Genomic DNA, 12,874 nt, shown 5'->3' with positions numbered 1-12,874 from the left:
ACCCCATATGAAGTATTTTTTGACAAACCGTTGCACTTAGTTTGACAATTCGCCAGACACTAAAAAGGCCCGTATCAGCTGATACGGACCGATTTAGAAGTTAGGTTGGAAACTTGATTGTGGCCAGTTACGGTCAGACCACAATCAAGCGTTCATATTTACTTAGTTGTTACGGTGCTAGCGACCTCGATAGCTTGCCCATTAAGTTCGATAGTCAGTGGTTCCCCACTAACCAGTTCAACGGTCGTACCCTGTTGATCGACATCCACTTTAATCAAGCGACCGCGGAAGTTAACGTGGAATTGATAATGGGTCCACGCTTTAGGCACAAACGGTGCAAAGGCTAAGGTATCATCCTTAACTCGCATACCAGCAAAGCCTTGAACGATTGCGAGCCATGAACCGGTCATCGACGTAATATGCAAGCCGTCGACCGTATCATTATTATAATTATCAAGATCAAGACGGGCTGTCCGTTCATACATTTCCACGGCCTTATCCTCATAATGCAAGTCCGCTGCTAGAATGGCATGGACGGCTGGTGAAAGACTAGATTCATGGACGGTCAACGGTTCATAGAAATCAAAGTTACGTTTCTTCTGTTCCGCCGTGAATTTATCCATGAAGTAATAGATTCCTTGCAAGACATCCGCCTGCTTGATATACGGTGACCGTAGAATATGATCCCATGACCAGTGTTGATTGATTGGCCGTTGATCAGCAGGAATACTTGAAACTGGCTTGACGTCCTTATCAAGGAAGCCATCTTGTTGAACGAAGATTTCCAATTTTTCATCATACGGGAAGTACATCCGGTCAACAATATCTTGCCACTTTGCAAGCTCAGCATCCGTGATTTGAAGTGCTGCACGCTTAGCGGCATCCACTTTCTTCAAACTCGCTAACGTGTATTCTAACGTCCAGCGCGCCATAAAGTTCGTATACCAATTGTTATTCACGTTGTTTTCATACTCATTAGGACCAGTGACACCGTGAATCATATACTGTTGTTTCCGTTCTGAGAAGTGGACCCGATCAGCCCAAAAACGTGAAATCCCCGTCAAAACGTCGATTCCTTTAGTCTTCAAGTAGATCTCATCACCGGTATAACGTGTGTAATTGAAGATGGCATACGCAATAGACCCATTTCGATGAATCTCTTCGAACGTAATCTCCCATTCGTTATGGCACTCAATTCCGTTGAAGGTCACCATCGGGTACAAGGCACCATCCAAGCCCTGCATTTTAGCATTATGGAAAGCTCCAGCAAGCTGATTATACCGGTATTCCAGTAAGTTCTCCGTTACTTCTGGTTTCGCCAATGAAAGGTAGAACGGTACTCCGAACGCTTCGGTATCCCAATACGTCGCACCACCATACTTTTCACCAGTAAAGCCTTTTGGCCCCAGGTTCAGGCGCTTATCTTCGCCATAGTAGGTCGAGAATAACTGGAATAAGTTGAAGCGAATGCCTTGTTGTGCCGCATCGTCACCGTCAATCAACACATCAGATAACTGCCAGCGTTTAGCCCAACCATCAACATGGGCCTGCCGTAAGTCCTCATATGACTGTATGCTGACCGTTTCACTTAATTCGGCTAAGCCAGTCCGCATCGCCGCCATATCCGCGTAATCCCGTGAAGTCACCACGAGGACTCGTTTTTCAAAATTCTTGGTTTCATCCGGTGCTAACGTTCCCCGGAAGATATTTGTAACTGCCTTTTCGGTTTCTGGGGCGTTAATACCTCGAAAAGCCGTTTCATGAAGCATCTGCATGCCGAGCGTAAAGCGCGGTGTTCCGAAGTTATTCGGCTTCGTTTCTGCAAACATGCTGCCACCAGTAATCGCATGACTCTTGTCTAGCACTTGCCAGAACTGCTCATCATAGTTCGCATCTTCATTGAAGACGTCCGCATCAATTTGCGAAATAAATCCAATTTTGACCGGTTCCGCACCCAAATTGTGAACACTATAGTGCACATCAAATAACTCTTTTTGTGCAACGCTGACGAACCGATCAATCATGAATTGGACGCGCTTTTCACCCTTGGTAATAATAAATGAACGCCGTAAAATTCCCGTATGCATATCAAGATCCAACGTAAAGTCACTGACTGTGTCCTTCGCCAAATCAACTTGATCACCATCAATCGTGATATTGACTTTGATGAAATTGACCGAATTGATCACCTTACCGAAATAATCGGGATAACCGTTCTTCCACCAGCCGACCCGGGTTTTATCGGGATACCAGACCCCACCGATATAAATCCCTTTGAGGGTATCGTTAGAATAGTGCTCTTCAAACATTCCCCGCATACCCATGTAGCCGTTACCAATACTGGTCATGCTTTCCTGCAATCGCTTATCCGCCGGTACGAGTTCATGACTAATGACGTGCCACGGATCTACTTCAAAAATACGTTTCATTGTTGTTGCTCCTCCCAGTCAGGCGGTAAAAAAGGCTCGCGACAATTATGCCACCAGCCTTTTTCCGTTATGATAACCGCCCTGACTAATGATTATTCAATCGTTAATTCAGTTTTTTTATCAAAGAAATGAGCCTTACTCATTTCAAACGCCATATCTACTTCTTCACCGGGCTTATGGTAATCACGTGCGTTAACCTGCGCTACAAACTCAGTGTCACCAGTACGCGAGTATAACATTGAATCGGTCCCTAAGAACTCAGAAACTTCAACAGTCGCTTCAACTTTAGCGTCTGACATTGCTTCCAAAGCTACTTGTTCAGTGTGAATATCTTCAGGACGAATTCCCACAATGATATTTTGACCATCGTAGCCTTTTTCGCGTAGAACTTTAAGGCGACCTTCAGGTACCGCAACATCTAAGCCTCGGCCATTCGAAACTCGGCCATTTTTTAGTTCTGCATCAAAGAAGTTCATTGACGGTGATCCCATGAAACCAGCAACAAACTTATTTGTTGGTCGATTGTACAAGTCGTCCGGCGATCCGACCTGTTGGACTTTACCGTCATTCATAATAACAATCCGATCAGCCATCGTCATCGCTTCAACTTGATCATGAGTTACATAAATCATATTTGTTTTCAATCGCTGATGTAATTGTGCAATTTGAGTCCGCATTTGAACCCTCAATTTCGCATCCAAGTTAGATAAAGGTTCATCGAGCAAAAACAATTTTGCATCGCGAACAATCGCTCGGCCTAACGCTACCCGTTGCCTTTGACCACCAGATAATGCTCCTGGCTTACGATTGAGATAGTCGGTTAATCCAAGAATCTCTGCCGCATTGTCCACTCGCTTTTTAATCTCATCTTTAGGCATTTTTCGAATTTTCAACCCGAAAGCCATATTATCAAAAACCGTCATCTGTGGATACAATGCATAGTTTTGGAAAACCATTGCAATGTTACGATCTTTAGGATGGACTTTATTCATGACTTCACCATCAATTTTCAAATCGCCTTTAGTGATATCTTCAAGCCCAGCAATCATTCGTAGCGTCGTTGATTTTCCACACCCTGATGGACCAACAAAAACGATAAATTCATTGTCCTTAATATCAAGATTAAAGTCAGTTACAGAATCCTTATCATTCCCGGGATAACGTTTATAGATATGTTCTAATTTTATTTCTGCCATCGTGCAAACGCTCCTCTTATCCTCAATTAATTCTTTTCAGTCAGCTCTTCTTCCTTATCTGTTTTAGTATATGAATTGAACAAACGGCATGTTATTAGCGCCGAAAGTGACATGCTGAATAACAATATGAAGAATATCAATCGTAATTCCAAGTTAATCGCAAATAGTCCAATCATTATAATCGCTGATAACAATAACTTGAACGGATGCGCCACAACTAACTCAAGAAAGCGCTGATTGATTGCCTGACTATAATTTTTTCCATTCCATAATGCTAGTAGTACAGTACCAATCACTAGTGTCGCCACGTGAAGTACAACATTGTCCGTTGTAACTCGTAAAATAGTCAGCCAACAACCAATAACTAGTGCTACCAGCCCGTTGAATCGCCAATTCGTTAGCGCTTTCAAATAACTCAGCCAAGTTATCTTGATAAAAGAACCGCTATCTGTTCGTTGCCACAAGTCAACCGTTTGATAAACTGCAGACGTTGCAGGAACTGTAAACGCTGTTAGCATAATCCAGGTAACCAGAATTGTGATGCCATAAACTGCATTCATTGGCAAACTTAATGCTAGGACTAACATAATTAACACCGGTAGCGTTATCATAAACCAAACAAGGTTAATGGTCACTATAGCAGCAATCCAGTTACCAATTGCTAACATTTTTAACCCAAATTTACTTTGTAGGTTTAACATCTAGCAATCCTCCCCTCTGAATTATTTTTCACTACTTACTTAACGGCACCATCCGTAACCCCTTTGATAATATAGCGTTGAGCAAAGGCATAGAATAGAATTACCGGAATAATCGACAATGTTAGTCCTGCTAATGCCAGGTGCCATTGTTTCGTATACTGCCCAAAGAAGAAGAACATTTGTAGCGGAATCGTATACTGATTCTGTGGTAACACAAGTGATGGTAATAGGTAGTCATTCCAAATCGCAATGATATTGAGAATACCCACTGTTACAGTAATTGGTGTCAACATTGGAAAAATAATCTTAAAGAAGATTTGGAACCTATTTGCACCCTCTAATTCTGCAGATTCGTCCATCGCAATTGGAATACTTCCCATTGTCCCTTGATATAGAAAGATTGACAAACTGGCATCAAATCCTAAATACATAAACATCAGTCCCCACATATTAAGCATGTGGACATGACCAAAATTAGCAGTCAAGGGAATCATAACCGTTTGGAAAGGAATCAACATTGCTGAAACAAATAACATCAACAGTGCGCCACTTAATTTGCTCTTATTACGTTGTAGCGCATACGCAGCCATCGAGGAGAAAAAGACAATGATGAGTACAGATACCAATGTAATCAAGAACGAATGACCAAGTGAGCTCATAAAATCCAGTGCTTTAAAAGAGTTCTTATAGTTTTCAGTCGTTGCTTGCACTGGTAAACTCAATACTGATGCAAAAATACCTTTTGGAGTTTTAAATGAATTGGTTAGAATCATGTAAAATGGGAAAATCCAAACAATCCCTAAGAGCAATCCAAAAATTCCAAGTAATAGCCGACTTGTTTTTTTCATTACAAATCCACCTCCCGCTTACGGGTATAGTAAACTTGTAGTAACGAAATTGCTGCCACAATCAAGAAGAAAATTAGCGCTTTTGCCTCCGCTAAAGCAAAATTATTCTCCGAATATGCCGTGTTAACAATATTCATTGCCAGCATTTCAGTTGACTTGTATGGGCCACCATTCGTCAATGATAAGTTTTGATCATAAATCTTGAACCCGTTAGACAACGTCAAGAACATGCAAACTGTGAATGCAGGTGCAATCATTGGGAACGTAATATGAATAAATCGTTGCCATGGAGAAGCTCCATCCATTTCAGCTGCTTCAATAACCTCACTGGGGATATTTTGTAAGTAAGCAATATAAATGATCATAATGTAACCACTCATTTGCCATACGGTCACAATTACCAATCCCCAAAAGCCGGTTGTACTGTCAGTTAACCATCCCGTTAACCAATTCATATGGAACGCTTTACCAAGTGCATCAAAAGCTTGTGTAAAGATAAATTGCCAAATGAACCCTAAAATCAATCCGCCAATTAGGTTTGGCATGAAGAAAATGGTTCGCAATAAATTATTTCCTTTAAACTTCTGTGTTACAAGCAGTGCCAATCCTAGACCGATTACGTTTAATAAGATAACGGTTACAATTACAAATTTAACGGTAAACCACAGTGCCGCTAAGAAACCGGCATTATGGAAAAGTGTGATGTAATTTTTAAAACCGAGAATCTGAGTATAGCCCAAGCCATCCCAATCAGTGAACGAGTAAAAGACACCCATTATAGCTGGAATGAAAACAACGAGCGCTAACGCAACGAGGGTTGGCGTCAGAAAGAGCCAGAATGATAAGCTTCGATTCTTCATAAATAATCCCCTCTTTTAAAATCTGTTTGAACCGCTAACTCAAACTACTTGGAAGCTTGTTGTTCATTCCAGCCTTTAATTGAGTTATTAACAGTTGTTGTCCAGCTTTGTTTGCCAGATAGATACTTTTGTAAGTTTGGTTGGAACGTGTTTGGATCCCACGAAGTACCAGTATACGCTGGAAATGCCCAACCAATGGTCTTGTTTTGCTTAGAGTATTTAAAGACAACTTGGGACAGTGCGTCTTTCATCTTCATGTTGCTATAACCTTTATATGCAGGTACAAAGTGTAGTTTATTAACAACTAACTTCTTACCTTCTTTAGAAGTATACATCCAGTCAAGGAAGTCCTTTGCTGCCTTCTGTTCAGCTTGTGACTTATTTTTGTTAACACCCCAATAGAGAGAAGTTCCAACAGGCAATTTGTTTTCATAGCCCTTAACTGGAATTGGAATCATACCAATATCATTTTGGGCAAACTTCTTATCAATCTGTTCAACAGTTGGATAAATCCAATCACCTTGTTGAATCATTGCAACCTTGCCTTGTGAGAAGTTTTGGTTAACTTGAGCAGAATAGTCTAGTTGCATAACTGGGCCAACCGAATACTGCTTTTGTAAATCAATCATATCTTTCATTTCTTTATTGGCAGTAAATTTCATGCTCTTAGAATTATACATTTTAAGCGCATTGCCTTTAAACTGTTGCCCAACATATAGATTGGCTAAGTGATCAGATAAAATCCATGTTTCCTTGCCTGGTAGAGCAAAGACACCTTTAATTCCAAGTTTGGATTTTTGTGAATCAATTTTCTTAACCGCAGCTGTTAACTTCGACATGGTAGTCAACTTGGTTGCATCAATGCCTGCTTCTTTAAAAATCTTTTTATTATAAACAAAGCCATAGCCTTCAACATTAAATGGTAACCCAACAGTTTTCCCGTTTGACTTAACTGCGGATAAAGTACCAGGTTGTGCCGCTTTAGCAGCTTTAGTATTGGACAGATCTGCCTCCTGAGATGCAAATTGCTTTACATCGGCTGGGCCAGCCAAACTAAAGATTGTTGGTGCATTTCCTGATGAAATCCGCGTCTTAAGGACTGGACTGTAATCAGTACCGCCACCAACTGATGAAACTGAGATAGATACATTTGGATGTAATTTGTGATAACGAGCCGCAATTTGTTTAAATTGCTTATTCGATTCTACTTTCCCCTGAAAAATTGTGATCTTAACTTTCTTGTCAGACGATGAAGAATTGCTATTGCTGCAACCAACCAATGTTAATGCCATTGCGCCGGCTAAAACTGAAACGCCTAACTTTTTCCATCCGTTTGTCATAATGTAACCCCCTACTTAAATTTATTAAAAATACACAACCTTTATAACAATCTAATTATGCAATTTTGTAAGCGCTTACGCAAGTGGTTTCGAAATGTTATCGCTAACAAAATTCACATAAGCTTCATAAACCCTTCTAATTTGGCTATTTTTAGCATGCGTAAAACACGCAATCGTTTGCAAAATTCAACAATTGCCCCAACACTTATTTGCCATAATTCATACAAATAACGCGGTTTGTCAGTGATTTTAAATCACCTTCAAACCGCTCAATAATTATTTCAAAAAATTATTGTGTTAGTTAGTTAATAATAATAACTGGTTCTCCATTGAATACCAGCTTGTTATTTTTTACGACAATGTCGCGTTCTGATAGGACATCTTTATATATGCCATTCTCTAAGTCAGCTTCTATCCCCCCTTCAAAGGAGTGTATTGCAAAATAGCCAGTAATCTGCTGCATAGAATTCTGGTATCTCAATTTGATGATTTCTTCATTGATAGCTGTCACATTATAAGCACCTTTAGTAAACAAGTTTATTTGTTCGTGTTTTACATCCATAATTCGCTTAATTAGCATGCTAAAATCATAAGGACCGGTCAATTGCACAGGATCATAGTCGAATAGACTCGGCAAATGCGGATTGCCAAACTCCTCACCGGCATATATCAAACTACTTCCCTTCTCAAACAAATTAAATGCTATCATATTACGCAAAGATTTGGTCCCCGAAATGTACTCTGCTGCACGAGGAACATCATGATTCTCTAAGAAACGCATCTTAATATAATTTTTGGGGTAAATAATGTCTTGTCGCTGCAACAAACGACTAAATTCTGCGACTGATTCTTTTCCAGCAACTGTCTCATGTAAATCATCTAAAACATCATAATCGTATACCATATCAAATGCTCGATATAGTTCTCCATCCGACAAATCTTCAAATCCAGAATCACGGACACGCTTAATAAAATCTGGATCATTACTTTCTGCTAACCAAATTAAATCAGGCTTGAAATTTTCCAGTTCCTGACGAGCTGTCATCCAAAAATCTAATGGTATCAGCGGCGCAACGTCACACCTGAATCCATCAACGTATTGTGCCCACTTCTTTAGAGTATTAATCTGATAATCCCACAAATCATGATTTTGATAATCTAAATCAATAATATCCGACCAGTCAGCTACCCGATTACCAAGGTGTCCATCTGTATGGTGATAAAACCAGTCTGGATGTTCTGACAGTAACTTAGAATCTGGTGAGGTATGATTGTAAACAACATCGATAATCACTTTCATTCCTTGTTGATGTATCGCTTGACATAACTGAATAAAATCTTCCATCGTTCCTAATTCTGGATTAATTGCACGATAGTCCGAAATAGCATATGGCGATCCCAAGGCACCTTTTCTATTTTTACGCCCAATTGGATGGATTGGCATTAACCAAATAATGTCCGTTCCTAATTTTCTTATACGCACCAAGTCATCTCTCACGGACTTAAAGCTTCCACTACTCGTATAGTTACGAGGAAATACTGAATAAACTAATTTATTACGTAATATTGTTGATGTATTTTCAGCCATTGTTAGTCATTCCTCCAAAACATGTTTAATTGTAAATGCCCATGGTTCGTATGTCATCATATCTCCAGATGGCTGAACTTCTCCCTCAACCATTTGAAGATGTGCAGCAGGAATCTGTGGAATATCCAAGCTTTGATCGGTCAAATTACAAGTTACCACGGCTACAGAACGTCCTAACTGTCTAGTAAACTGAAACACACCCTTAGTTGTATTCTCGATAATTTCAATACCGTCTGTAAATAGTTCAGTTTTCTTAAGCTTGATCAAAGTACGATAATAACTAAGTAAACTATGTGGATCGGTCTGCTCAGTAGCAACATCTACCGCGATCGTCGTTCCGTCCAACCATGGTACATGTTCCGAAAAGCCTGCATTAGTTTGTTGCAAATCCCATTGCATTCCACCACGTGCAGGGATTTTGTGTGTATGATTAAGCATTCGCATAGTATCATCATGCGAATAGCCCTGTTTCAATGCCTGCTTATAGAATTCAATTACCGTTTGATCACAAAAATCAATTGGCTGTTCTTGACTTAAATTTTGCATTCCAATCTCTTCACCGTAGTAAATAATTGGAATTCCACGTTGTAGGTACAGCATGGTTGCTAGACACTTCAAGCTTTGTAAGCGGTAACATTTGCTTGCATAGCGACTAGCCAATCGAGCCATATCATGATTACTCCAATACAACACTGGTAAACTAACATCCGCAAGTTTTGTTTCAATTGTCGCTAATTGGCGCTTCATGCCTTCTATATCCAACTGTTTCAACTGAAAGGTTGTAGGTAACTTTATATCGGGATTTTCAACCTTATCTACCAAAGACTTAAACGTAATAACCGCATCGCATTCACCATTCACCGGCCGACTATATTCCATCAACAACTCTGGACTGGCTGAAGCGGCCTCACCCAATATAAAGATATCTGGTTTGATTGCTCTGAGTTGCGCACAAAATTGTTTTAAATAAGTCTGCACTCTCGGCAAGTGAGCATAAAACTCCTCGGCAATAACTGGTTTATTTGAATCGTTTGGCACATCTTGATTAAAGTTAGCCTTCTCGATATGAATAAAAGCGTCCAGTCGTAATCCATCAATTCCCTTTTCAATCCAATACTTCGCGATTTCCAACATTGAATTGCGGACTTCTGGATTATGCCAATTTAAGTCTGGCATATGACGATCAAATAAATGAAAGTAATACTGATCAGTTGTGCCTGGGTCTATACTCCAAACACTTCCCCCAAAGAAAGAACCCCAATTATTAGGATATCCATCTCCCTTAGCATTTGCCCATAAATAGTAATCACGATACAAGCCATGTGGATGTTGTATTGCATCTTTGAACCACGGATGCTGATCTGATGTATGATTCATCACAAAGTCCATGATTAAGTGCATTCCTTCAATATGCAGTCTTTTAATCAATAGATCAACATCTGCCATCGATCCCAGTGTCTCATCAATGGCATAGTAGTTAGAAACATCATACCCGTTATCAACTTGAGGTGAAACATAGATTGGATTTAACCAAATTGTAGTTATGCCCAAAGACTTCAAATATGGGATTCGCTGAATAATTCCTTGGATATCCCCCACACCATCCTCGTTTGAGTCCTGAAAGCTCTTAGGATATATCTGATAAATCACTTGATTCGCGTGCCAACTTTCCACGACAGTCTCCCCTTTCGACCATAATCAGTCATGTTCAGATTACCCACAATAGAATGCTAAAACAAGTTAATTATACTTGTTAGCGGTAACACTTTTAGCGTGGAAAACGACTTATGTGCATCACTTATTGTTTCATGATGTTTATACAATATTGTTGCGCGTAGAACCAGCTATCGACAATGTTGGGACTAACTGACAAACTCCCTGAGCCTGCCCACCACTAGCAATTTTTGCTAGTAACATTTCTGCACATCGTAAACCCAGTTCAAAAATGGGCTGTTGTACTGTCGTTATTTTGGGTGTAGCCACCTGATTCAAAAACACACCATCAAAACCAATAATTCCAAAGTCAATAGGAATATTTGCACTAAAACGAGACAACCCTTTTTCAATACCAAACGCTAACCGATCACTAGCGCAAATATAGCACGTATTAGAATGTAAAGTACCCCAATTTTGTTGGATATAGTCCATTGTTAAATGGCTATGATTATTAAACCGATGAATGACCGTATTCATCCGATGTTGTTGCATACTCATCATATAACCTGCCTCACGAGAATACTCAAATGGCTCCTTGACTGCCATACCAATAAATTCAATTGTTTGATATCCTTGTTTAATTGCATAATCTGTAGCCATTTTCACGCCTAATTGGTTATTAGTATCGCAAAAATCAAAATTTTCACGATTCTCACCAAACAGTACTACCGGTCGTTCTAAGTTTCTAATCCAATCGTAGTCTCCGTGCCTCATTCCTGTAATAATATACCCGTCACATCCCCCGATATCAAAGTTATGCTCAGTTATCAATTGCAATGAGTATTGTTCCTTTCCAAGCTTTTTCGCAATTCCAGCCAACAAATTCATATAATAAGGCTCGGTTGTATCCATATCCTCAAGAATGAATAACTTAATGATTTGTGTTCGATTATTTACCAGTGCCTGAGCAGCAACATTAGGCCGATAGTCTAGTTGTCTCATAGCCTCAAACACGCTCCGTTTCAATTCATCTCGTACTTGTTCAGGATGATTGATAACCCGTGACACCGTCATTTTAGAAACATTGGCCTGCTTCGCCACATCACTCAATGTCGCCATTTATCAATTTCCTCCTCTTATTGCTTGATTTATATATTATTATAAATTTTATATACAGAATGACGGACAACAATCTGATGCGGAACTATTACAGCTGTTGAAAGCTCATTTTCTGAATGATCTACCATTGCAATTTTTGCAGCTTCCTTTCCTAGTCGTTCAGGAAATACTGCAACCGACGTTAGGGTAGGATGAGCAAGCTCAGAGAATATTGAATCATTAAAACCAATTAACGACAATTGCTTGTTTTGCCATTCTGAATTACTGTGTAACATTTGCTGTAGTTTTAAAGCCAACATGTCGTCCACTACTACAAAGCTTGTAACATCTGTATGCTGAGCAAAAAACTTTTTCAACGCCTGAAAACTACTCGAATGGCTTTCGAAGCGCTCTTCAAAAACAACGTCTGGCAAGTTGTTTTGCATCATAACCCGCTGATATCCTAACATGCGATCGCTTTGGACCATTTTTGACAAATCAGAATACAAGAAGCAAATATTTCGATGACCATATGATAATAAGTGCTTAGTAGCGTCTGATCCGGCTTGAATATTATCATTATTCACATATGATATTCTATTTGCACCCGTGTATGGTTTGCCAATAACCACATACTGAATTTTATCCCGGTTTAGACGGTCTACTACCGGATCATTTTCTTCAGAATATAATAAAATAAACGTTTGAATGTGACCTTGCACAATCATGACATCGATATTATGCAAAAGTTCGTTTCGAGTTGTCCCTGTTGCTAATGTAATTAGCGACCCTCTACTACTACAGACCTCATTTATACCCCGAATCATTTCCAAGAAGAAAGGATTGGAAAATATCTCATGGTGATCGACCGGTAAAATCACACCAACAGTACTACTAGCTTTTGTTGCTAATGATTGTGCGTTGAAATCTGGTGCATAGTTTAACTCATGAGCCGCTTTTGCCACCCGTTCTCGTGTAGATTCACTGATAATATGACTATTATGAAGAGCTCTTGATGCCGTCGACGGAGACACTCCTGCGCGACGCGCAACATCTTTAATAGTTGCCATTCTGCTACCTCCGTTCTGGATTATCTATAGATTTAAATATAGAGCGTTACGCACTTTTTTGCAACCGGTTGCAAAAAATAATAATATT

10 protein-coding genes are annotated in these 12,874 nt (G+C 39.7%); all 10 read right to left on the bottom strand.

Going from position 1 to position 12,874, the window contains the following annotated elements; translation table 11 throughout:
* Positions 1–158: 158 nt before the first annotated feature.
* The 10 genes from MMY95_RS11865 to MMY95_RS11820 all read right to left on the bottom strand — a co-directional run bounded on the left by MMY95_RS11865 (position 159) and on the right by MMY95_RS11820 (position 12,786).
* Positions 159–2,429, bottom strand: a complete 2,271-nt coding sequence (locus tag MMY95_RS11865) for a glycoside hydrolase family 65 protein (RefSeq protein WP_087509605.1) — start codon at positions 2,427–2,429, stop codon at positions 159–161.
* 92 nt (positions 2,430–2,521) lie between these two features.
* Positions 2,522–3,625 (bottom strand): ABC transporter ATP-binding protein, encoded by a 1,104-nt coding sequence (locus MMY95_RS11860; protein WP_016511555.1) that lies wholly within the window; start codon positions 3,623–3,625, stop codon positions 2,522–2,524.
* A gap of 26 nt (positions 3,626–3,651) precedes the next feature.
* Positions 3,652–4,326 (bottom strand): hypothetical protein, encoded by a 675-nt coding sequence (locus MMY95_RS11855; RefSeq protein ID WP_016511554.1) that lies wholly within the window; start codon positions 4,324–4,326, stop codon positions 3,652–3,654.
* A 35-nt stretch (positions 4,327–4,361) separates the two neighbouring features.
* The gene (locus MMY95_RS11850) at positions 4,362–5,174 is read right to left on the bottom strand and encodes a carbohydrate ABC transporter permease (RefSeq protein ID WP_016511553.1); all 813 of its coding nucleotides are present in this window, start codon (positions 5,172–5,174) and stop codon (positions 4,362–4,364) included.
* Positions 5,174–6,034 carry a sugar ABC transporter permease gene (locus tag MMY95_RS11845; RefSeq protein ID WP_016511552.1) on the bottom strand — a complete coding sequence of 287 codons (861 nt, stop codon included), beginning with the start codon at positions 6,032–6,034 and terminating at the stop codon, positions 5,174–5,176. Before MMY95_RS11845 ends, MMY95_RS11850 begins: the two co-directional genes overlap by 1 nt.
* A 44-nt stretch (positions 6,035–6,078) precedes the next feature.
* Positions 6,079–7,374, bottom strand: coding sequence for an extracellular solute-binding protein (locus MMY95_RS11840; protein ID WP_016511551.1), 1,296 nt, complete (start codon positions 7,372–7,374; stop codon positions 6,079–6,081).
* A 301-nt stretch (positions 7,375–7,675) separates the two neighbouring features.
* Positions 7,676–8,962 carry an alpha-amylase family glycosyl hydrolase gene (locus MMY95_RS11835; RefSeq protein ID WP_016511550.1) on the bottom strand — a complete coding sequence of 429 codons (1,287 nt, stop codon included), beginning with the start codon at positions 8,960–8,962 and terminating at the stop codon, positions 7,676–7,678.
* A gap of 6 nt (positions 8,963–8,968) precedes the next feature.
* Entirely contained in the window at positions 8,969–10,636 is a 1,668-nt protein-coding gene (locus MMY95_RS11830; RefSeq protein ID WP_087509602.1) for an alpha-glucosidase, read from the bottom strand.
* Positions 10,637–10,777: 141 nt separating this feature from the next.
* Complete coding sequence (locus MMY95_RS11825) at positions 10,778–11,737, bottom strand: LacI family DNA-binding transcriptional regulator (RefSeq protein ID WP_016511548.1); 960 nt, start codon at positions 11,735–11,737, stop codon at positions 10,778–10,780.
* A gap of 29 nt (positions 11,738–11,766) precedes the next feature.
* Entirely contained in the window at positions 11,767–12,786 is a 1,020-nt protein-coding gene (locus MMY95_RS11820; protein ID WP_016511547.1) for a LacI family DNA-binding transcriptional regulator, read from the bottom strand.
* Positions 12,787–12,874: the final 88 nt, after the last annotated feature.

Origin of the sequence: Lactiplantibacillus sp. ME-2 (assembly GCF_022549155.1) — a bacterium.
GTDB lineage: Bacteria > Bacillota > Bacilli > Lactobacillales > Lactobacillaceae > Lactiplantibacillus > Lactiplantibacillus plantarum.
Note: the sequence above shows the minus strand (reverse complement) of the source record. Positions and strands in the feature narration are given on the sequence as shown.